This is a genomic window from Pseudomonas sp. FW305-3-2-15-C-LB1 (genome assembly GCF_058787615.1).
This window is the reverse complement of record NZ_JBYSZX010000017.1, coordinates 40,242-61,014: the sequence shown is the minus strand read 5'-3', so window position 1 is coordinate 61,014 and position 20,773 is coordinate 40,242. Positions and strand designations below refer to the sequence as shown.

Annotated in this window: 18 protein-coding genes and 1 pseudogene; 2 read left to right on the top strand and 17 right to left on the bottom strand. The window is 59.5% G+C overall.

Going from position 1 to position 20,773, the window contains the following annotated elements; translation table 11 throughout:
- Nucleotide 1 precedes the first annotated feature (1 nt).
- The 5 genes from AC3WP7_RS25155 to AC3WP7_RS25135 all read right to left on the bottom strand — a co-directional run bounded on the left by AC3WP7_RS25155 (nucleotide 2) and on the right by AC3WP7_RS25135 (nucleotide 7,068).
- Complete coding sequence (locus AC3WP7_RS25155; RefSeq protein WP_093127142.1) at nucleotides 2-2,152, bottom strand: lipase family protein; 2,151 nt, start codon at nucleotides 2,150-2,152, stop codon at nucleotides 2-4.
- Nucleotides 2,153-2,166: 14 nt separating this feature from the next.
- Nucleotides 2,167-2,931 (bottom strand): hypothetical protein, encoded by a 765-nt coding sequence (locus AC3WP7_RS25150; protein WP_170856119.1) that lies wholly within the window; start codon nucleotides 2,929-2,931, stop codon nucleotides 2,167-2,169.
- Nucleotides 2,924-3,760, bottom strand: coding sequence for a DUF4123 domain-containing protein (locus tag AC3WP7_RS25145; RefSeq protein WP_092249622.1), 837 nt, complete (start codon nucleotides 3,758-3,760; stop codon nucleotides 2,924-2,926). Before AC3WP7_RS25145 ends, AC3WP7_RS25150 begins: the two co-directional genes overlap by 8 nt.
- The gene (locus tag AC3WP7_RS25140; RefSeq protein WP_092249619.1) at nucleotides 3,760-5,775 is read right to left on the bottom strand and encodes a type VI secretion system Vgr family protein; all 2,016 of its coding nucleotides are present in this window, start codon (nucleotides 5,773-5,775) and stop codon (nucleotides 3,760-3,762) included. The genes AC3WP7_RS25145 and AC3WP7_RS25140 overlap by 1 nt, the downstream gene beginning before the upstream one ends.
- A 306-nt stretch (nucleotides 5,776-6,081) precedes the next feature.
- A complete protein-coding gene (locus tag AC3WP7_RS25135; protein ID WP_092249616.1) occupies nucleotides 6,082-7,068 on the bottom strand; it encodes a diaminopimelate epimerase in 987 nt (328 codons plus the stop codon).
- Between AC3WP7_RS25135 and AC3WP7_RS25130 the strand changes: the two genes are divergently transcribed.
- Both AC3WP7_RS25130 and AC3WP7_RS25125 read left to right on the top strand, forming a co-directional pair.
- On the top strand, nucleotides 7,067-7,399 hold the full coding sequence (locus AC3WP7_RS25130) for a hypothetical protein (protein ID WP_139216876.1): 333 nt from the start codon (nucleotides 7,067-7,069) through the stop codon (nucleotides 7,397-7,399). The genes AC3WP7_RS25135 and AC3WP7_RS25130 overlap by 2 nt on opposite strands.
- Nucleotides 7,400-7,420: 21 nt before the next feature.
- Nucleotides 7,421-8,572, top strand: a complete 1,152-nt coding sequence (locus tag AC3WP7_RS25125; RefSeq protein ID WP_092249613.1) for an MFS transporter — start codon at nucleotides 7,421-7,423, stop codon at nucleotides 8,570-8,572.
- Nucleotides 8,573-8,623: 51 nt separating this feature from the next.
- On the opposite strand, the gene AC3WP7_RS25120 is transcribed toward AC3WP7_RS25125, so the two are convergent.
- The 12 genes and pseudogenes from AC3WP7_RS25120 to AC3WP7_RS25065 form a co-directional block, all read right to left on the bottom strand.
- Entirely contained in the window at nucleotides 8,624-9,499 is an 876-nt protein-coding gene (locus AC3WP7_RS25120; RefSeq protein WP_256575688.1) for a hypothetical protein, read from the bottom strand.
- A gap of 632 nt (nucleotides 9,500-10,131) precedes the next feature.
- Nucleotides 10,132-10,340, bottom strand: a pseudogene (locus tag AC3WP7_RS25115) (RNA polymerase subunit sigma-24); the annotation flags it as partial.
- A 15-nt stretch (nucleotides 10,341-10,355) separates the two neighbouring features.
- A complete protein-coding gene (locus AC3WP7_RS25110; protein WP_146012712.1) occupies nucleotides 10,356-11,285 on the bottom strand; it encodes a type III secretion effector protein in 930 nt (309 codons plus the stop codon).
- Nucleotides 11,286-11,476: 191 nt separating this feature from the next.
- The gene (locus AC3WP7_RS25105; protein ID WP_102592966.1) at nucleotides 11,477-13,882 is read right to left on the bottom strand and encodes a TonB-dependent siderophore receptor; all 2,406 of its coding nucleotides are present in this window, start codon (nucleotides 13,880-13,882) and stop codon (nucleotides 11,477-11,479) included.
- Nucleotides 13,883-13,979: 97 nt separating this feature from the next.
- Nucleotides 13,980-14,933 (bottom strand): FecR family protein, encoded by a 954-nt coding sequence (locus AC3WP7_RS25100; protein WP_102592965.1) that lies wholly within the window; start codon nucleotides 14,931-14,933, stop codon nucleotides 13,980-13,982.
- 24 nt (nucleotides 14,934-14,957) lie between these two features.
- Entirely contained in the window at nucleotides 14,958-15,458 is a 501-nt protein-coding gene (locus AC3WP7_RS25095; RefSeq protein ID WP_102592964.1) for a sigma-70 family RNA polymerase sigma factor, read from the bottom strand.
- Nucleotides 15,459-15,536: 78 nt separating this feature from the next.
- The gene (locus AC3WP7_RS25090; RefSeq protein ID WP_102592963.1) at nucleotides 15,537-16,187 is read right to left on the bottom strand and encodes a CGNR zinc finger domain-containing protein; all 651 of its coding nucleotides are present in this window, start codon (nucleotides 16,185-16,187) and stop codon (nucleotides 15,537-15,539) included.
- 107 nt (nucleotides 16,188-16,294) lie between these two features.
- Nucleotides 16,295-16,900 (bottom strand): adenylyl-sulfate kinase, encoded by a 606-nt coding sequence (gene cysC / locus AC3WP7_RS25085; protein WP_102592962.1) that lies wholly within the window; start codon nucleotides 16,898-16,900, stop codon nucleotides 16,295-16,297.
- Nucleotides 16,897-18,126 carry an MFS transporter gene (locus AC3WP7_RS25080; protein ID WP_092249591.1) on the bottom strand — a complete coding sequence of 410 codons (1,230 nt, stop codon included), beginning with the start codon at nucleotides 18,124-18,126 and terminating at the stop codon, nucleotides 16,897-16,899. Before AC3WP7_RS25080 ends, cysC begins: the two co-directional genes overlap by 4 nt.
- Before the next feature lie 9 nt (nucleotides 18,127-18,135).
- Nucleotides 18,136-18,906 carry a class I SAM-dependent methyltransferase gene (locus AC3WP7_RS25075; RefSeq protein WP_071489708.1) on the bottom strand — a complete coding sequence of 257 codons (771 nt, stop codon included), beginning with the start codon at nucleotides 18,904-18,906 and terminating at the stop codon, nucleotides 18,136-18,138.
- A gap of 7 nt (nucleotides 18,907-18,913) precedes the next feature.
- The gene (locus AC3WP7_RS25070; RefSeq protein WP_102592961.1) at nucleotides 18,914-20,050 is read right to left on the bottom strand and encodes an SDR family oxidoreductase; all 1,137 of its coding nucleotides are present in this window, start codon (nucleotides 20,048-20,050) and stop codon (nucleotides 18,914-18,916) included.
- Nucleotides 20,047-20,772 (bottom strand): SDR family NAD(P)-dependent oxidoreductase, encoded by a 726-nt coding sequence (locus AC3WP7_RS25065; protein ID WP_071489710.1) that lies wholly within the window; start codon nucleotides 20,770-20,772, stop codon nucleotides 20,047-20,049. The genes AC3WP7_RS25070 and AC3WP7_RS25065 overlap by 4 nt, the downstream gene beginning before the upstream one ends.
- Between the last annotated feature and the right edge of the window lies 1 nt (nucleotide 20,773).

The window sequence follows — 20,773 nt, the reverse complement described above, 5'->3', positions numbered from 1 at the left end:
GTCAGACAATCGAGTCGATATCCAGCGTATGTGCCCTCCCCCTGTCGTTATCCAGAGCGGGAGGGATACGGGCGACCTGCGACAGCTCGCGATTTTCACGGTGACTGAACCAGCGCTTGAGGCTGGTTGCCAAGTGGGCACCATGGGCATGACTACCATAGACATCACGGGCTTCCAGACGGCGCCAGCGCAGGGTCGCAAGGCGCTCGCGACTGGTGTGCAAACGGTCGATTTCGGCGTTCAAGGCTTCGTTATGCTCATAACCCCGGTCGTTGGCCGCCCTTAGACGGGTCAATTCCCGACGCTTGTTGCGCAATTGCTCGCGCATGGTCTCGAGCGCACGGTCAAGCAATTCGAATTCCCTCGGCGTTACCAAGGGCCCATTGCTTTCCTGGGTTTGCTGCCAGCGCCGGAGTGTTGCCCAGGCGGCCGGAATGTAGCTGGCGGTCATGAAGTGCTGGCTGGCCTGGAACAGCTGCTTGAGCAGGTTGTCACGTTCAGGCATGTCACCGCTGAGTTGCAGCGCCCGGTTGCAGCCGGCCTCCTGGATGGACTCACAACCGGGTTGCCACAACACCGAAGAATGCGTGCCGTCCGCGAGCGTGATCGGCATGAAATGGTATTGTTCGCCATGGTGCTCGTAGGGGTTGCCACCGAAACGTACCAGGCCGGCGGCGAACAGCAACCCACCCGGCGCGGGGGCGCTGAACAGCGTGACGGCACCTGGGACCCAGAGCTTGGCGGTGGTGTTCATCCATGGGGCCGGGACGCTGGGGACGGGGTCGTTGTGGTTGACGATGCGGTGGTGGACCAGGGTTGAGGCACCTGCGGTGAATTCGGAATCGGCGGCGCGGGGGGCGCCGTAGGTGTAGAGGAGGATGTTGTAGTTGGTCCCCGGCGCCCGACGCAGGCTTTCTGCCAAGAGCAAGGCAATTGCACCGCCCAGGCTATGGCCGCAGATGATTATTCTTTGGTTGGTGTGAAATTGTCTGAGGTAACTGAGTATGAAGTTGCGCATTGCCTGATAGGCTTGATAGAAACCTTCGTGCGCCTTGCCAACGCCCTCCAAAAAAGCCACTTGATGAGCATTAGCGTCCCGTAGCCCGTCAGCAGCGCTGGCTGTTCCGCGCACCGCAATCAGAATCACCTCTTCGTGATGAGTGATGAACGCCTGGGTATCAGTGCCAAATTTTTCGTCGTCGAAAAAATGCAACCGCGCAGGATGTTCTTGTTCTTCTGCCCGCTCAGGATGGTTCTGAGGGTACAACTCAGGATCGAAGGGCAGGATCTCGAATCGCCGGGAGTAAGGGACGTCTTCATAGACGGGATAGAAGCGTTGCTGCTGCTCGGAATCAACCCGCCATGCCTCGTGGAAACCCGAGAGTTTTTCAGCGAATAGATGGCCGACACTCGGATCGAAAGGAAATCGAACCTCCTCAGTCGGTGCTTGAGCGGGTTCTTGCCCGAAATTGCAGTAGCTCAAGGTTGCCATCAATGCCAATTGATAGAGGTTCAAGGCACAAAAGCTGTCTTCGCTGGAAAACAACGGGCGCAAGGCTCGCAGCGGCCGAACCTCCAGCGCGGTATGGTGGTTGGGAAACAACACGATCCCCACCAGCATCGATTGGGGCGGCCCAAAACCTAGGTCTGCGAGCATTTTCAATGCGTGTCGTCGAGGTTGATGAGTGCGCTGGGCAATCGGAGGCAAGTGGGCGACATGGCGAACCAGATCACGGACTTCAACCTGATAAAAACGGTCAGCTTTCAACTGGGCGGGGTTGCTTTCAGTCCGCCGACCATCCGAGGCAGAAAATCGGGTTTGCTCAGCACGAATCTGAAGCTCGGTGATTGGAAGTTTATAAGTCTGGCGCGACATCAGCCTCTGATACAACAGTTCTGTTCCTGAATACGGATCGTCAAAAACGAGGATTACAGGACCGCAGTAAATATTGGCTAACTGGGCGAAGCCCTCTCCATTCAGCCTGCCCTTGTACTGTTGCCCTGCACTGTCATGGACTGTGTAAGGCAATCCACCGTACGCCGTCCCAACGCCGAGTTCATCGACCAGACAAAAACTCACCCAATGCCCTCGCCATGAGCAAGCCGGCTTGCTGTCACTGAAAAAAGCCTGCTTCCGTGCATTCATCTTCATGAACTTCTCCTTGCTTACTTGCAGGATGGGTAGACATCACAAATGCGACCGTCCGGCATTTTTATTGGTTTGAAGTCAGTGGTATTGCCGTTGCAAAACGCATCCAGATCTTCAAAATTTTTGCCTCTACAACGCTTCCATCCACCGGGAACAACGACCCAGTTGTTATCAAAATAGGGTTCTTCCTCATCGGTCATCGTCAGCACCATCCTGAGCGTTTTCCCTGGTAGCTGATCCCGTTGCACAGGTCTGGATAACGGGACTGCTGCACCTGATGAACTGCATTTAAGAACCTTGACGATCACGTGCTGCGGCCCCGCAGTACGGAACAACCACCGACATTGCTTATGTAGCTCCTGAACACCCGTTACTGGCATGCCTCGTATATCAGCGTCCGAGGGGTCGCGAATGGAAATAGCGGCAAAACTCCCACCCACGTCCGTATCCCGTTTGCCCCACTTCGCATAAAACTCAAACTCCAGGCTTCTCAGCACCGAAGGGCAGCCCTCGATTTTTTCACTCAGCGGCAGTTCATAGCTCACCCGGCTTGCAGCATCTTTGAAATCAGTAAAAAAGACTTTGCGCTCCGGTCGCTTACCTCGGCGTCGCGGCAAAGCGCAGGTCTCACCGGTAGCGGGCAGATAATTCGCGGCAGTCTTGAGTTCAAACTCCGCCGGCAAATCCACCTCCAACGTAAATCGATCCACAGGCTTGCCCCCACACCCCGTCAGCCCGAGTACCCCCAGCACCATTACCCCCCCCCACCTTCGCCTACTCATGCTTTCCCCCCATCAATCGCCACTGTGCCACTACTCGCTCAAAGTGCTCCCCAGGCGCTTCACCGACCCCGGGCTGCCACTGCAAAACACTGCTCCGAGTCGCCTCCTCCAGTCTTCGCACCACCAGAAACTCCAGTTGCTCCGGCCCCTGCCACTGCCAGGAACGCGCCTGCTCCAGTACCTGTGCCAGCCAGATTCGCGGGTCTTGAAATTCCACCAATGTCGCCAGGTCTTCACTGTGCTCAGTCAACAGGTAACGCAGGATATTGGCGTGCAGGATGGCCGCTGCGTTTGGGTTGGGTGCATCCAGCCAGGGCGCGGGATCCGGCACCGGATACTCACCGGGGGCCCGGTTGTCAGCCGTGTGCCAGCGGTTTTCGTGCCAATAGCACACGCTGATCAATGGCCCGAAAAATACCGGCCAGCGATCCTGGCCCAGATGGGCCAGGGCACGCGCCAGGGTACGGTTGTCGTGGAAGCGGTACAGCGATTGCGCGCCTTCAGGGCCCACCAGCAGCCTGTCACGCCAGTGTCGAGTCACTGCCGTCAGGTCTTCGCCGGGTAAACTGCCCAGCCAGCCCCAGTTCGTCTCGGGTTGCCGCAATAGGCCAAGCAAAGCGTGCTCGTTCAGCGGGCCCAGCAGCACAATCAGTGGGCCTTCTGCCGCCAACTCCGCTACGGCAGTCTCGGCGTAAACACTGCGGTACGCCGGCAAGTCGCGTACCTCCAGCAGCGGTGCGCGCGCGTCGCTCTGCCCCTCAAGGATCAAGCACAGTCGTCGTCCCCGCTGTTGCTGTTGGTCCATCCACTGGCCTGGCATCCTTGGCATCAAGCGGCCCTCCCTGGCAGTTCACACCGTCCTTCGCGGCAGCGCTCGCACACCGGGCAGTAATCGGCGCCCAATTGCCTGGCCAGGTTCATGAGGCTGCCTTGCACCAGGGAGATCCTGGGTGTGTCGATCGCTGCCGAGGCATTCGCCGCCAGGGTGACGGACGGCGCTCCACCCAGGGTAATGGGGCGACTGCTGAAGATGCCGCCGGCCTGGATGACCAGATGCTCGCCCCCCGCCTTGAGGCTCAGTTGCGCCCCGGCGTCGATCACCAGGCTGGCACCGGACTTGAGATGAAACTGCTGCCCGGCCTCCAGGATAAGGGTCTGCCCCACATGGGTACGGCTGTCACCTAGTACATCTAGGTAGTCGCTCGCCTTGAGCACGATCCTGCGATCGCCGGTGATATGACGATGCTCCTCGCTGGCCAGGTGAGCCGTACTCAATCCATGAATGACTTCCCGTCGCTCCCCCGCCACTTCCAACCGACTGTCATGGCCGACCTGCTGCTCCAGGTCCCGCTGTGCACGAAGGTAAATGAGCTCCTCGCCACGACGATCCTCCAGGTACAACTCGTTGGCGCCCTCGCCCCCCAGCGTACTGCGGGTGCGCAAGACACTGCGGGTCTTGTGCTGCGGCAACGGGTAGGCCGGCCGGTGCGACGCATTGGGCAGACAACCGTTGATCAACGGCTGGTCCGGGTCGCCTTCAAGGAAGGTCACCAGCACTTCCATGCCCACACGCGGGATGATCGTTGCACCGAACCCGTCACCGGCCCATCCGGACGCAACCCGAACCCAGCAACTGCTTTTATCATCCGCCTTGTCCAGGCGGTCCCAGTGGAAGCGCACCTTCACCCGGCCATAGGCGTCACAATGCACGTCTTCACCCGGCGGCCCGGTCACGGTTGCGGTCTGGCTGCCATTGATGGTCGGCTTGGGATGTTTGAGGGGCGGTCGATGCACCGCTTGCCAAGGCGTCGCGGTGAAGCGATTACGATACCCCTCGAATGCATCGGTGGTGGGCGTCACCTCCTCCAGCACCTGCGGCTGATAACCTTCATGACGCACTGAAGTGATCAGCCACAAGTCATTGCAGGACGGATCGGGGTGATCGCGCAAGTCAAGGAAATGCCCGCTGCGCAGCGCCGGTTGATCACTGCGGCCCAATGCGCGAAGACGGTCGCGCTGGTGACGCTCCAAGCCCCGCCGCGCCAAGCGCTTGCCCCGGGCATGACCCGTGAATCCCGCTGGGTAACGATAATCCTCGAGAGGTTGCGCCGGCGCCGAGCCCGCGCAGTCCTGCAGCAGCAATGAAGGGTGTTCGAAGTCATGATCGCGACGCACCGTCTTCTGGGTGCGTGTGGCCAGGCGCACATCAAAACGCTGGACGACCTGCGTAGCGGCTTGCGGCCCGCCAGCAGGGCAGTAGCGTTGCTGGGGCAAACGGCGAAACACCGTCTGGTCATCACCGAACACCAGCAGATGGGCATCCGCGCTGTGACGAAAATGGTAATGAATGCCCTCCTCTTCACACAGCCGCTGGATGAAGTGCAGGTCGCTCTCCGCATACTGCACACAGAACGTGCGTGGCGGATACACCACGGGACCAAGCTCGAATGCATAGGCGTCCGCCAGGATGCCATGCCGCTCAAGCACCGCCGCGATAATCTGCGGCACGCTGCGTTGCTGGAAGATCCGCTGGTCGCGCCGGTGTGCAAGGTAGGCCAGGCGCGGTGCCAGGGTCAGGTGGTAGAGCGTGATGCGCCGGCCAGGGTCGTCCCGGCCGATTGCGTAAACCTGGCCATGCAGCCCTTCGCCCATTCCGAAATCCAGGTAGGCGGGTTGATGGAGCAACCTCTCAAGGTCAAGGGAAGGATTTTCACTCACCACCTGCACCTGGATGAAAAAAGGCTGGTCAAGGCGCTCGCCGCCATTGAATGCCAGCACCTGAAAGTCGGTATCCATGCAGGGAAGAATCAGTTTGAAACGTGACGAAACAAACGCGTTAACCATCCGTTGTTACCCGCCATAAATGAATGAGCACGCAGGAATGCTTTGCCTCGTTAAGTGTGCGAATAAACTGCCGAGAAAAAGCCCCTGAACGCCTCAAAGCTTAGCGATTACGGGAAAAAATCGGCTGTTTTAAAATAAAAAAGAAGATTCGTACAAAGAAGTTGGAAGTGTCTTTTACAAAACAATAAAACGAGTCAATGTGCCACTTCTTAACAATAAGAAATGCCCTACACTAAACTTCTTAATAACAACTAACTGACACAGAAACAGCCGACACTGAATCACAGCGTCAGCCGTTAAAAAACCTCAGGCCTGCAGCCGTGCGGTCCCGAACAGACTGACGCCGAGCAGCGTCTCGCCCTGGGTGTGCAAGCGTACCGGCGCAACGCCACCCGGCATCACCACCGCGACGTCACCGTTCTCGACCCAGCCCGCACGCCATGCCGCGCAGGCGACGGCGCTGGCACTGGTGCCGGAAGACGCGGTCGGCCCCTCACCGCGCTCGAACACCCGCGCTACGACCTGGTTGCCAGGCTGGCGCGCCGCCCATTGCAAGTTGACCCCCGCCCCACAAGGCTGGCCGCCGCCCGCAGGGGGCGCGAAGGCGATCGCCTTCAAGGACTCGAACAGCTTTGGCAGCAGCATCTGTGCGTTGTCCGGCAACGCCGAGAGCTGCTGGACCAGCGTCACACAGTGGGGGTTGCCCACCCGCACGAATTGACTGGCGGCCCACTGCGGGCTGATCGCCGTCAGCTCGGTCACATGGCTCAGTTCAGTCCCCTGCAGAAACACCTGACCAACCCCCTGCGCGCCCACCGCCGCCGGCCCAAAAGCAGGTACCCCCAGCTCAAGCCAGAACCCTGCAACATCGTCACGAACGGTGGGTTCCACCCGAGTGGCGACTGGAGATTGCGCGTCCGATTTGTCGTGATGGACCCGCAACTCACAAGCTTCGGTCATCAGGCCCTGGTCGGTGAGAGCCTGGGCAAAAATCGTCAAGCCATTACCGCTGCGCTCGGCCAGGGAACCGTCGGTGTTTACGATCAGCAGATCGAACGGCGGCGCGTCCTTGAACGGCCCCACCAGCAGGCCATCACAACGGTGGGCCTTGCCACCAGCCGGGTGCGGCACCGAGCCCCAACTGCATTCCGAGGCGATCGCCGACGCCGCCCAGGCGGTACGAGCAACCGCGGCATGCTCAGCACTCTCGGGTACATCGATGCCCTTGCGGCGCAATAAAGCCGGGCTGGCCACGCCATAGATGTTGCCGCGAGCGTCGTAGAACAGGGTCATGAGCTTATCCACCGAGGCATGCGTGATCGCAAAAAAGAGTTGTTCGATTGTGGGGGATCCCGGCGTTGCACACCACCCGCTTGACGCGTTTTCAGAAGTAGCCTGGAAGGTGGTAATCCACCGCGAGAACCCTGGGGTTCAACTGCTCTCGCAGGGATTACGCACCTTCCAGACCGCCTCCTACAGACTCGTTACGACCTATGTGGTTGCAACCTGCTCCAGCGTTCCAGCTTGTAAAAATAAAATTCAAGGCAGCCCGAATCCCAACGGAACCCGGCTCGCACACCAAGGCCTGATGTGCAAGGATGTCGCGCCGGACATCGTTCGTTGAACGCAAAACCAAGGATTTTTCATGACTGCCATCCCCACCTCAGCGCCCGTGGTTCCCGGGCGGCTGGAGCAAATGTCGACCCGTATCGCTTTCTTCATTGCCGGCTTCGGCATCGCGGCCTGGGCGCCGCTGGTGCCGTATGCCAAGGCTCGTGCCGGGCTGAGCGAAGGCACGCTGGGTCTGTTGCTGCTGTGCCTGGGGGTCGGTTCGATCATCGCCATGCCCGCCGCGGGTGCATTGGCCTCACGTTTCGGCTGCCGACGCGTACTGAGCGCCGGCACGATCCTGATCTGCCTGGCATTGCCGATGCTGGCGACAGTGAGCTCGATTCCGCTACTGATGGCTGGGTTGTTCCTGTTTGGTGCCGGCCTGGGCACGGTGGATTCCACGGTCAACTTGCAGGCGGTGATCGTTGAACGCGCCAGCGGCAAAACCATGATGTCGGGCTTTCATGGGCTGTTCAGCCTGGGGGGCATCGTCGGTGCGGCGGGTGTCTCGGGTTTGCTCGGGCTGGGCCTGTCGCCGTTGCAGGCGACCCTGGTGGTGATCGTCATCACGCTGGCGGCGCTGCTCAAGGCTGCACCGCACCTGCTGCCCTATGGCAGTGAAAGTTCCGGCCCGGCGTTTGCCGTGCCCCACGGTGTGGTGCTGTTTATCGGTTGCCTGTGCTTTATCGTGTTCCTGGCCGAAGGGGCGGTGCTCGACTGGAGCGCCGTGTTCCTCAGTGCCGAACGTGACCTGGACGAAGCCTATGCAGGGTTGGGCTACGCAGCATTTGCGCTGACCATGACGGTCGGGCGGTTGACCGGTGACGCCATCGTGCGCCGGCTGGGCGCAACCCGGGTCATTGTGGCGGGTGGCACACTGGCAGCGGCCGGCACCTTGCTCGCCACCTTGTCTCCAGCGTGGGAAATGGCATTGTTGGGTTATGCACTGGTGGGTGCAGGGTGCTCCAATATTGTCCCGGTGCTGTACACGGCTGTGGGCAAACAGAACGTCATGCCAGAACACATTGCTGTACCGGCCATTACCACTCTGGGTTATGCCGGGATATTGGCCGGGCCGGCCTTGATCGGGTTCATCGCCCATGGCAGCAGCCTGGCAACCGCTTTCATGTTGATCGCAGGGCTGCTGGCGGCGGTGGCGGTGAGTGGCAAAATACTGCGGGTGTGAACGCAAAGTGATACGAGCAGCTTGAGCTTTTCAAGCCGCTCGTACCGGCCTTTAACTCCCCCCCGGCTTTTTACTCATGCTTTCATGCAAGCGCTCAATACTGCTTCTCTTCAACCAGCCATCGTCATTACGGCTGCCAAAGATGTTATAACCGTTGGCTTCGTAACCATCCATCCTGTCCAACAGCCCCCTCTCCTGAATATTCCTGCACATATACACGTCTATTTCAGGGAATTTTTTCAAGGGAAACCTGGTGCGTGGGTCAAGCACAGGTTGGCCGTTTTTATCAGTTACATCAGGGTCTGTGCTGATATAGGTAACTGTGTCTGTTTTCATGTACCGACGTTTCTCTAAACCAAAGAGGACATCGAAGTCTTGCGACTTGTCCCGCAACACATTAAATTTGTCCAGGAATGCCTTGATGACCTGAGCATCGGATTTCGAATGGAACGGATCTGCGCTCTGGGTGTTGGGGTTGGTATTGCCGACTTGCGAGTTGGAAGCCTTGGTCAGACTGTCGCTGGTGATCTCACCGTTCTTTGTGAGAATCGCGGCATTCAGTCGAGGACGGTTGATTGACTCTGCCACCGCCATCATGAGGCGCTCCGGGATCGTCACGCTAACAGCGGCCTTCTGCCAAGACTTCTGTGTCAGTTTGCCGTCTTCCTTGAACTCGTCCAATAATGACAAGTTGTTCTTAATGAAGGTGGCCACCAAGTGATCATCTGAGCTGACAAAGGGGTTCCCAACCCTGGTCATGCCACCGTACAGATTCTGACCGTCAACGTGCCGCTCGGCGCCGTTCACCAAACCAAGGTTATGTCTCCGCGCCGCTGGAAGCGCCGTGCCCAGTGGGCGGGTATCCACCCCCAAACGAGACTGGCCAGTGCTCGCTCCTGCTACCGGACTTCTGATACCACTACTCATTATTCACCTCCAACCTATGTAAATTCCGTAGCCTGGCCCTTGATAGCTTGATCGAAGAAAATGCCTCGAAATCAACACGGTCCAAGCGCCAACTGAGTGGCGGCGACAAAACAATGGTTCCGAAGGCTGCCCTCCATACCTCAGTAAATCTTGATCGTTTGTAACTGCTCATCTGACCGGGCCATCCATGCCCTGGGAAAGTCGCCTAGCCGCGGCTGGACCACCGTTTCAAAAAGTTGGCAACTGTTGAAAGCACAGGGGTGTGCGCCGGTGTTTCAATGAACATCCGAGAGCCTTTGTCAAAATCTTCGGCGGTGGGCGCCTTGAAGCTGCATTTAGGTGAGGATGTGAGGTTGACCCCGTGTAACGGGGATGTGGTTGGGCGTTCCGCTTCCTGCGCGAGCGTAGCCAGGGTTGGAACGTTGTACTGGGATTGAAGGGATTCAAATGATGTCGAATTCATGGTCCAGACCTGATTCGGTAGATGAAGACCCCCATCGGCAGTCAATGACCGGTGGATGTTTTCTGTGTGGCGGGGTCTTCACGAACGGTTCCATTGTGACTGGGTGATAGTCCATCAACTCCTTTCGCTTGATCTGACCATCGCGCAGCCAAGAGAAGCGATTGTCCATCGCCAACTGGATCGCGCGCATGAAACGCTCCGGCTCGCCCGTGTGCTGCGTGCGCTTTTCATAGGCTTCCAGGATCATGGCCTCGCGATAGTCTTCGCGTCGAAAGGCGTCAACGGCAATATTGCGCGCTGCTTGATGCAGATAGCCGCGAGGTTGCTCAACCTCGGAGGATTTTGCCTCAAGCACCGCACAAAGGTGTCGTGGGCCAGGGACCGATTTGGAAGTCATTTTCTGAACAGTTTCTGCACCAGATCGCTGCGATGGAAGAGGAGCTCCTTCGCCAGTTGGGTCCGATGGTCCTGCTCAGAATCCCCCGTCAGCGGTCTGTTCGCCCACCACTGAAGGACTTCGATCCGCGGATTCCGACCCCAATGCTCACGCACTTCTTGGCGCAATTGCTTGTCGCTGTGGTAGGTGAAGTAGTCCTCCCTGTTGGCAAGCATGTCCAGCCTTTGTGGGCTGGCCAGACGCTCCCGTGCGCCTGTGACAGGGTTTCGGAAGATGGCATTCATCAGGTTCGGATCTTTCAAGACTTGCCTGGCCAGGAGCGTTTCCTGGTTCCTTTTCTTGTTCTCTTCTTTGTTCGGACCGTATTCAGGGAGCAACGGCCGATTCCCCTTCGCTTTCATGCTGCCAACGCTTATGTTACCTGGGTACCTGGGGTCCTCGAAGGCTGTAAAGTTGTCGCGCACCAGCCGCATCAACTCTTCGCGGTTCTTCAGGCTGTAGTCAGCATCAGATTCGCACGGTCGGGTCGGACATGGCCTGCCAACAGTGGGATTCGGTCGTGGCGGCGGGCTGCTCCAGCCGGGATTCGGCCTTGGTGGCGGATTACTATAGCCTGGATGCATCGGTGGCCGGTGACCACCAAACCAACTGGTCATCCATTCTTTGAACCTGTCCCAGAAACTGGGCGGCATGAACACGCTGTACTGACCCGAAAAGTGACCGTCCATGGTTGGCTGAGCGTTACCAAACGCAGGGCCAGACTTATTCTCGCTGAAGTGAAAGCTGACGCTGTCGGCGCGATGTCCATTGAAAGACAGCGCTGTAGGCGCCGGGTTGGCGGGTTTAGCCTGAGGCTTGGCGTGTGCCAGCGCACGGTTGTACGTGGTTGATGCAGATGCGGTTGGATCGAGAGTCGATACCGACATGAGTTTCTCCAATACAGTGAGCGTGACCTTCAGGCTGTCGCTTCGTCGATGCCAATAAGGTGTGCCCATGTGTGGGGTTTGCGTCGGAATCAGTTCCGCGACAGACAGCCAAATGCGCTGCGCACACGTAGGAAACAGGCAAAAAAAATCGCAGCCCTGAAGGGAGCTGCGACTTTTCCTTTCGCAATGAATCAGAACCCGACGCTGGCCTGTACAAAGAACGTTCGCGGCTCGCCAAGGTACAGTCCAGCATTGTTGTCACTGGAACGGGTGTAGTGCTGTTGGTCGAAGACGTTTTTCACACCAACGCCCAGTTTCAGGTTGGACAACTGCTCGCCAAAGTCATAGCCACTGCGCACGTTGACCGAGACGTAGCCCGGAATATCACCGTACTGGCCGTCAGCCGTACCTTGGGTGATATAGGTGCTGGTTGTACCTGGCGCACGCTGGCCGGACTGGGCGTATACATCCAGGTTATGGGTCCAGCGGTTGACGTCGTAACGCAGGCCCAAGGTAGCCACCTCACGGGAATACAGCGGCAGGTCACGGCCCTTGAACGGCACGTCACCTTCGGACGTGGCCTTGGTGTAGGTGAAGCCGGCATTGGCGGTCAGGCCATCCAGGCGCGGGTCCAGGTTCGACAGGTCATAGTGCGCCGAGGCTTCGATACCGGTGTGCTTGGTGGCGCCGAGGTTGGTCCAGCCCACGTCGTTGCTGACGTATTGCAGCTCGTCCGAGAAGTCGATGTAGAAGAACGTCAGCTCACCGCCCCAGACATTGTCGTTGTAGCGCGTACCCACCTCGTAGGTCTTGGCCTTTTCCGGGTTCAGGCCGTTGGCGGTCTGGTCGCCGGTGCCGCCCTGGCCCAGTTGGAAGTACTGCAGGCTGCCAAACGAGGTCTCGTAGTTGGCGAACAGTTTCCAGGCGTCGGAAACGTGGTACATCACGCTCAATGCGGGCAGCGGTTCGTTGTTGTGGACTTCGCGGCGTTTTTCCTGGGTGCGGGTGCCGTTCAACGCGATCACCGGACGGTCGTGCCATTCGGTGCGGATATCTTCGAAACGGATCCCCGGAGTCACCGTCCACTTGCCGATATCGATCTTGTTATCGATGTAGAACGCGTTGGCCTCGGTGCCCCCGGTGCGATCCTGATAGACATGGCCGTCACTCTGTCCGCCCGGCGTCGGTACATTGTTGACCAGATTCAGGCTGGTCGCCTGCTCATGCATGCCTTCCTTGAGGTAGCGATAGCCCAGGCTGACTTCCTGGATGCTCGGGCCTACATCGAATACACGGGAGACGCGTGGCTCGATGCCGAAGGTGTAGTAGGTGCGCGGGTAGGAACCGAGGGTCTTCAGGTCACGGTTGGCGATGTTGCTGCCGCGAAAGCTGTCGGAGTAATAGGTCAGCACCTCGGCCTGGGTACGGTCGTCGATCTGGCGGATGTACTTGAACGATACGTCCTTGCGGCGCCCGCTGAAATTGTCCCAGTCGCGTACCGATTGGTACGGGTTGGCGTCGAACTGCTTCTGCGTCAGGCCGCCGGGCATGTCGGCGCTGGCGTCGTAGTAATGGAAGTTGAGCGAGAAGTCGTCCTGATCGGTCGGCGCCCAGTGGGTCTTGAAGATCACGTCGTCGATGTCGTTGGAATTGTTGCTGTTGCGGTAACCGTTGCCATTGACCCCGGAGTACAGCAAGGCGGCGCCGATGCCGTTGTCGGCGGTGCCGCCGATAAACGCATTGTCGATGTGCTTCCAGCCGCCATGTGCGGAGGTTTGCAGGGTGGTGCCGACTTCACCGGAGAATTTCTCGGGGATGGCGCGGGTCACGAAGTTGATTACGCCGCCGACGTTTTGGGGCCCGTAGCGTACGGAACCGGCACCGCGCACCACGTCGATACTGTCCAGGTTACCGGCGGATATCGGCGCCATCGACAATTGCGGTTGACCGTACGGCGCGAACGCTGCCGGTACACCGTCGATCAACACGGTGGAACGTGGCGACAGGCGTGACGTCAGGCCACGTACGCCAACGTTGAGGGAAATATCGCTGCCGCCGGTGCCGTTGGATTCCTGCACCTGCACACCCGGCACACGGCGCAGCACGTCGCCGACGTTCATCGCGCCCTGCTCCACCATGGCTTCGCGGCGGATCACCGTGCGTGCGCCGGGGTGGTTCTGCACCACTTCGGCGTTGGCGTCGCCGAGCCAGTCGCCTACCACCTTGATATCGGTGGCGCCCAGTTCCAGCGGCGAGCCGGCTTCACCGGTGCCGCCGTTCAGCGGGCGCAGGGTCACGGAGCCGGCATCGATCTGGTAGTCCAGGCCGCTGCCGTGCAGCAACTGGCGCAGGGCTTGTTCGGGGGAAAGGTTGCCGTCGACCGCCGGCGCTTGCTTGCCCGCAACCAGTTCGGGGCTGAAGAACACTTGCAGGGACGTCTGCTGGCCCAACTGGCTCAGCGCTGTGCCCAGGGACTGGGCCTTGATGTGGATAGCCTCGGCGGCGTAGGCCACAGGCAGCGCGGCACTGACCGCAAGCGCCAGGGCCAGCGGCGCCCAGCGGGAGATTTTATTGTTGTTCACGGCGAGTTTTTTCACGTCGAACCTAGTCCTGTGATCGCAAGAGTGTGCGGCTGTTAATGCAAACCAGTTGCAGTTGCAGGAGAAGACGAAGAACTCGAAAAAAACCTGAATGTCAGCGTGAAATAATTTCCTGGCTGCCGTCCGGCAAGGTGCGCAAGGCTACCGGCAGGATGTGCGGCAACGCCTTGAGCAAGGCATCGGTGTCGTCGGACTTGAATACGCTGGTCAGGCGCAGGTTGCCCACGGCCGGCGTGCTGACCCGCAGCGGTTGCTCCCGATAACGCGAGACTTCCCGGGCCACTTCGCCCAGCGAAGCGTTGTTGAAGACCAGTTTGCCGGTACGCCAGGCGGTCAATTCTTCGGTGTTCACCGCGTAGGCCGCGGCTACCCGCCCCTGGTTGTCGACATGGCTGCCCAGGCCCGCTGTCAGCGTCACCATCTTGTCCGGCGCACGGCCTTGTACTTTCACGGTGCCGGCTTCGACCATGACGCGGGTCTGGTCGTCATCGCGGCGCACATCGAATCGCGTGCCGGTCACGGTCACCTGCCCTGCCCCGGCCGCCACGACAAAGGGCCTGCTGGTGTCATGTTCGACGCTGAACATCGCTTCGCCCTGCTTGATCTCGACGCCACGCCGACCTTTTTCGTAATGCACCGTGACGATGCTGCGGCTATTGAGGTCCATCACCGAACCGTCGGGCAAGGCCACCTGGCGATGTTCCCCCAGACGCGTACTGAACTCGGCGCGGTAGGGCTTGGGATGATCCAGCCCGCTGAACAGGCCCAGCCCCAGCGCGACTGCAACCACACTGGCGGCCACTGCATAACGCAGGATGGCTCGGCGCTTGGGACGTTCCGCGGGCGCTTCGCACAGCGCCTGCAGGCGGGCGTTGGGCAGCAAGTCAGCGGCGCTCCACACGCCCTGCAATACATCGAACTCATACTGGTGATCGGGATGCTCAGTGCGCCATGCGTCGAAACGCTGGCGTTCGACAGCACTCAACTCGGCGTCTTGCAGGCGCACAAACCATTGCGCGGCTTCGTCTCGGGCACGGTTATCCATCATGGATTCCTGTTTCAGAGCGGGCGATCATGGCGCCATCGCGTCCAGGCGGTCGCGCAGATGCCGCAGGGTGCGGATCATATACTTTTCCACCATGTTTTTAGACAGCCCCAGGCGGTCGGCGATTTCCTGCTGGGTCAGGCCCTCGATTTTCTGCCAGATGAAAATCCTGCGGCAATTGAGCGGCAGCTCGGCCAAGGCTCGCTCGATAGAGTCTGCCAACTGGATCGCGTGCATGAAATGTTCCGGGTCGCCGGTGTGCGGCGAACGCTGATCAAAGGCTTCCAGGGTCATGGCCTCGCGACGGTCTTCGCGTCGAAAGGCGTCAACGGCAATATTGCGCGCCGTTTGATGCAGATAGGCGCGAGGTTGCTCGACCTCGGAGGATTTTGCCTCCAGCACCCGCACGAAAGTGTCATGGGCCAGGTCTTCGGCCTGCTGGCGATTTCTCAGGCGGCGCGTCCAGGTCCCGATCAACTCTTCGTAGTGTTCGAAAAAGCCTGGTCTGCGGGGCGGCTGAGGGATCATCGCGGGAGCACTGGGGAAGCGGGGCGTGAATAGTAATGCTTCCTATTAAGCAGGGCAATTGCTACTCGCCATAGGCCCTCAATGCGCGGTTTTGCCACCCACCTGTCTGAGCCGGCTGAGCTTCTCCCGGCTGCCGCACACGCTCATCTGGCACCACTTGCGCTGTTTGTTCTTGGAGATATCCAGGAACACCCAGTCGCAGTCGGTAGCGCTGCAACTGCGCAATGCGTGCAGATCACCGGATACCAGCAATTGCGTGGCCTCGATGGCCAGGCGGCCCAGCACCATGGCCGTGAGCTCCTGCGCCGTGGTGCAAGGCATCCACGCCCAGGCAGGTTTGCCCTCGACAGAACGCAGCACCCGCCGTGCTGCGCCTTGCTGGAAGGCCTCGTTGATCTGCTGCAAGCCGTGGTCGGGCGCGGCAGCTTGCAAGGACAACGGATAAAACACTGCATACAGGCATTCCCTGAACGCAATGATCGCGTCGAGGTTCGGTTGGTAAGCCATCGATGACTCAAACACCATCGGCTTGTAGTCATCGAACTCCCGGGCCGAGATCAACGACGCATGCAGGGCCCATTCAAAGAAGAACTGAAAACTGGTGAGCCGTTCTTCCATGACCTTGAGCGAAGTGCCGGGGCGACGCCCATTGGTGGTATTGATGAAGTCCAGGACCCGGGCCCCGCCAATCAGGCGAATTGATTTTGCAGTGCCCGTAAAATGTGTCATGCCTGCTCCCGAAAAAACGCGTTCTCCCTGCGATGGCGCAGATTACCTTGTTTTTTCGAGTTACAGATATTGTCATCCCGGCGCAAAGCCGACGCAAAGACAGACGGCTAACCGCGACTGTCGTTGTGCCCCACCCAATCCAGAATCGCCTCGACCGACTGCTCCACCGAAAGCGCCTGGGTATTCAAGTGCACTTCAGGAAACACCGGCACGTCGTACTGGGAGTCGATCCCGGTGAAGTGTTTGATCTGGCCCGCACGGGCTTTTTTATACAGGCCCTTCGGATCACGTTGTTCAGCAACTTCCAACGGTGCATCCACATGCACTTCGACAAAAAACTCATTGCCGATGATCGAACGTGCGTAATGCCGACTGGCCGACGAAGGTGAAATCAGCGCGACAATCACCATCAGCCCCGCCTCCATCATCAAGCGGGCCACTTCGGCGACCCGCCGGATATTCTCATCGCGGTCGCTGTCGGTAAAACCCAGGTCGCGGCACAACCCGCCACGCACCGAGTCGCCATCAATGATCGCGGTCATCCGCCCCTGTTTCTGCAAGGCGATGTCCAACGCATCAGCGATGGTCGATTTGCCGGACGCCGAGATACCCGTCAGCCAGATGACCGCAGGCTTGTGCCCGCGTCCGGCGCGCCGATGGCTGAACGCAAACGCGTGCAGGTTCTGGCTTGGACTGTCTGGAAAATAACTCATGGCCGCACGCCCTCCTTCGCCGCAGTCGGCGGTTTACCCAACATGAACACCATCACGCATTGCACGAACAGCAACAGCGCAACCACCCAGTACACCGTCGAGAACGACCCGGTGAGGTCCTTGGAAAAGCCACCCAGAAAGTTGCCGCACACCCCGCCCAAGCCGATCAGCACATTGGCGATGCCAAAGGCCTGGGTCAGCCGGCTGACCGGCACGATCTGCCCGATGTAACTGGGGACCAGCCCGAAAATGGGGTAGAACGCCAGCGCAAACAGGAACGCGGCCAAGTAGAACAGCGGGAGGCTGTTGAAACTGAACACCAGGGTGGCGGCCAGTCCTGCACTGAGGAAACACATCGCCAGCGACGCCCGCACACCGACCTTGTCGGCAATCCACCCCACCAGAAAGCCCGAGGCCATGCCCACCGCACCGATGGTGGTCCAGATAAACCCGGCGTCTTGAACCGATACGCCCAATTCATCGCGCAGGAAGGGCGCCAGGTACGTCTGGAAAGGCAGCAATGCCATGCCATTGAGAAACGCGATGGCCCAGGTCAGGTACAGCGAGCGGCTGAGCCACGGCTGGCGGCTGTCAAACGCTACGGCGCGCTCGCCGGCAAACCCGGTGTCCTGGCTCGCGGCCAGGTTGCGCAACAGAAACCAGGCCACCAGACACAGGGCCACCGAGATCAGGCCGGCAGTGAGCCAGATCGAGCGCCAGCCGCCATTCAAGGTCAGGAACGACACCAGCAAGCCATTGATGAACACGCCATAGCTGGTGCCACTGGAGATCAGCCCCATGACCCGCGAGCGATTACCCGGGCTGAAGCCCTTGGTGACGATTTCCGCCAGCGGGATGTACACCGAGGCGGAGCAACCACCGAGCAGGATCAACAAGGCCCCCGACAACCAGATGCTGTCGCTGACGCTCAGGCCCAGCAGCGCCAGGGACGTCATCACGGTGGACACCAGGCTGATTTTCCAGCCGTCGAAGAAACGGCTGATGTAACTGGTCACCGACGAAAACAGCAGGAAGCCAATCTGCGCGCCGCCGGTGATCAGGCCCACCGTGGTGTAGTCGAAGCCGATGTCGCGGCGCATGTCCACGACAAGGTTGGCGAACAGGTAAACCCCAAAGCCGTAGGTACTGGCCACGAACCCGGTGAGGACGATCGCCAGCACGACACTGTCCAATGGGCGGGCATTGCTCTGTACGAGTGTGCTCATCAAGCCTCCCTATTCGGCGCGCGCAGTGTGGATGACAAAATCACAATCCATCATGTCGTAGTCACGCTCGAAATCACCGTAGCTTTCATGGTCGGTAAATCCGGACTTGAGCACTTCCCCCTTCAACTCCCCCGGCAACAGGGGGTAAACCTGCAGCCTGTACTGCTGCGCATCATCGAAGGAATAGATGAACTCACACAGGCGTTCATCGACCTGGCCCAAGCTCACCGAAGCGTTCGTACCGCAGTAATAGTAATGACCGCTGGCTTTGAATTTACCGGCACGGATGGCGAAGAAATTGCGCTGGTCCACAATCAGCAACCCGCCCGGCTTGAGCAAGGCCCTGAATTTCGCCAGCACCCTCAATCGATCATGCGCTTCAAACACATGGCACAGCGAACTGCCCAGGCACACCACGGCGTCGAATTGCCCTAGTTCCTGTGGATCCAGTGAATGCCAGTCGCGGTAATGGGACTGGATATCCAGGCCATGTTTGCGAAAGTTCGCCCGCGCCTTGGTCAACATGGTGCTGCTGCCATCGGTGGCGACCACGTCAAATCCGGCCTGCTTGAGCTGGACGGCATGAAAACCACTGCCGGTCGAGACGTCGATCACCGACTGCACGCCGTGGCTTCGCAACAGGTTTTCAAAGAACCCGCCCTCCCCCGCCTTACGCTTCTCCCAATCGATCAACTCATCCCAACGTTCGACAAATTCCGTCGAGTACTGCGCGGAGTAACTGGCCACGTCGTTGTGCTTGTTTCTGGTCATCTGATTCATGACATACCTACCAGGTCGAATTCTTGAAGGACAGGTACTTGCTCGCCAACTCACGGGCAAACTCGGCGGACTGTTCGATGGACATGCTGTGCTTGGAATAGCCCAGCATCGATTGCATGACGGCCATGCACTGCGGGTTGTACGTGACGGAACCATCGCAATGGATTTCGTCGATGCCGTCCTGGCTCTGGCAGATGCTGTTGATGCGCACCGCCTCATCCCGTGGGCAGGCCTCGGAGAACTGCACCTCGATCCGCCCCTCATGCAGCCGCACCGGATAGCCACCCGGAAGCCCAAGTGGGCCAGGCGCATGCACCCACGCCGGCGTGGTTGAAAACAGCCCTTCGATAACCGTGACGGCGGAGCACGCGGTCAGGAATTGCCCATCCACCCCGCCCAGGCGACGGAACTCGGATTTGACCGTAGAAAAAATCGCCTCGGCCGGCAGGCGGGCCACCTGCGGGCGGTCGCGCACGTCATACAACAGGCGGTAGCTGGCACGCGGTGGCAGGCCACCGCGCGGCACGTAGTGGCTGAAGTAGTGCTGGGCATACAACTGCACCTGCACATCGGCGGGCGAACATTCGAGCAACCGCGCAATGGAAAGACGCACGGCGGGAATCAGGTTGGCCACGTTCCCCACACCGATATCGGGTGCCAGGCCGACGCGAGCCAGGATCGGGTTGACCGCATCGGGGAACGCCGCGTTGACGGTTTTGGCCGAAATGCCGGAAGCCTTCACCGCCTGCATCAGGCAGTGCATCAACGTCAGGTGCATGGGCAGCCATGGCCCGAACTGGGCCTGGTCGAGCTTTTCGAACGACAGCTTGGGCAACCCGGTAATCACCCGCCACGACTGCAGCGACGCGCAGTTCACCAGGATATCCGGGGCTTCTTCACGCAGCAGCTGCGTCACCCGGCCGATGTCCGTGAGGTCAGCAATCACCGGCCTGATAGCAATGAATTGCCCCAGTTGCGCGCACGACAGCGCCACCAGGTTGCACAGCCGGATCGTCGCCTCTTCATTGCGCCCCAACACCACAAACTCGAACGCGTTTTTCGGCCCGAGAATCTTGAGGATCTGCAGGCACAGGTTGCCGGCGCCCACCAGCAGCAGTTTTTTCTTGCGCATCGAATGACTCACCGTGGGTAGGCTCCGTTGTCGACCGAAATCACCCTGCCGGTGCTGTGACGCAGGGCATCGCCGACCAGCAGCAAGATGACCTCGGCCACGCCGCCAGGCTGGATCGGATCCTTGAGGACTTCCTGGCGTGCGTACTCGGCGCGGCGGTATTCGGGGATGGTGTCGTAGATGGCGGTGTCATGGATCAGCGCCGGGGACACCGCGTTTACCCGTACGAACGGCGCAAAGTTCCAGGCGTTGGCCTTGGTCAGGCCGATCACCGCCGCCTTGGTGGCACCGTAGAGGGCATCGCAGCTGCCCACTTCACCGGCCACCGAAGCAATGTTGACGATGCTGCGCGGGGCTTCGTGGGTCATTTCCCGTTCGGCGAAGTCCTTGGACAGATACACCAGTGCCTTGAGATTGACGGTGAGGATCTCGTCGATCTGCTCATCGGAATAGGCGTAGACACTTTTACCGTGGTAAAGCCCGGCGTTATTGACCAAGCCATAAATGGTTGCATGACGCTTATACAGTTCAGGAATAAAACCCTTGATAACCGCCATATCGGAAAAGTCGGCGATATGCGCTTCAAATACTTCAGCACCGTAAAGCCGCTGCAACACGTTGAGGCCTTCGGCATCCTTGTCGGCGCCGATAACGAAGTAACCCTGTTGAATCGCCATTTCCACCGTGGCCCGACCAATGCCATTGGCCGCCCCGGTAACAATCAACTTCTTCATA

Bases quoted from the DNA above. Each gene is read 5' to 3' on its own strand.
- AC3WP7_RS25155 (WP_093127142.1), bottom strand. From the start codon at position 2,152: ATGAAGATGAATGCACGGAAGCAGGCTTTTTTCAGTGACAGCAAGCCG.
- AC3WP7_RS25150 (WP_170856119.1), bottom strand. From the start codon at position 2,931: ATGAGTAGGCGAAGGTGGGGGGGGGTAATGGTGCTGGGGGTACTCGGG.
- AC3WP7_RS25145 (WP_092249622.1), bottom strand. From the start codon at position 3,760: ATGCCAAGGATGCCAGGCCAGTGGATGGACCAACAGCAACAGCGGGGA.
- AC3WP7_RS25140 (WP_092249619.1), bottom strand. From the start codon at position 5,775: ATGGTTAACGCGTTTGTTTCGTCACGTTTCAAACTGATTCTTCCCTGC.
- AC3WP7_RS25130 (WP_139216876.1), top strand. From the start codon at position 7,067: ATGAGCTTATCCACCGAGGCATGCGTGATCGCAAAAAAGAGTTGTTCG.
- AC3WP7_RS25135 (WP_092249616.1), bottom strand. From the start codon at position 7,068: ATGACCCTGTTCTACGACGCTCGCGGCAACATCTATGGCGTGGCCAGC.
- AC3WP7_RS25125 (WP_092249613.1), top strand. From the start codon at position 7,421: ATGACTGCCATCCCCACCTCAGCGCCCGTGGTTCCCGGGCGGCTGGAG.
- AC3WP7_RS25120 (WP_256575688.1), bottom strand. From the start codon at position 9,499: ATGAGTAGTGGTATCAGAAGTCCGGTAGCAGGAGCGAGCACTGGCCAG.
- AC3WP7_RS25110 (WP_146012712.1), bottom strand. From the start codon at position 11,285: ATGTCGGTATCGACTCTCGATCCAACCGCATCTGCATCAACCACGTAC.
- AC3WP7_RS25100 (WP_102592965.1), bottom strand. From the start codon at position 14,933: ATGATGGATAACCGTGCCCGAGACGAAGCCGCGCAATGGTTTGTGCGC.
- AC3WP7_RS25095 (WP_102592964.1), bottom strand. From the start codon at position 15,458: ATGATCCCTCAGCCGCCCCGCAGACCAGGCTTTTTCGAACACTACGAA.
- AC3WP7_RS25090 (WP_102592963.1), bottom strand. From the start codon at position 16,187: ATGACACATTTTACGGGCACTGCAAAATCAATTCGCCTGATTGGCGGG.
- cysC (WP_102592962.1), bottom strand. From the start codon at position 16,900: ATGAGTTATTTTCCAGACAGTCCAAGCCAGAACCTGCACGCGTTTGCG.
- AC3WP7_RS25080 (WP_092249591.1), bottom strand. From the start codon at position 18,126: ATGAGCACACTCGTACAGAGCAATGCCCGCCCATTGGACAGTGTCGTG.
- AC3WP7_RS25075 (WP_071489708.1), bottom strand. From the start codon at position 18,906: ATGAATCAGATGACCAGAAACAAGCACAACGACGTGGCCAGTTACTCC.
- AC3WP7_RS25065 (WP_071489710.1), bottom strand. From the start codon at position 20,772: ATGAAGAAGTTGATTGTTACCGGGGCGGCCAATGGCATTGGTCGGGCC.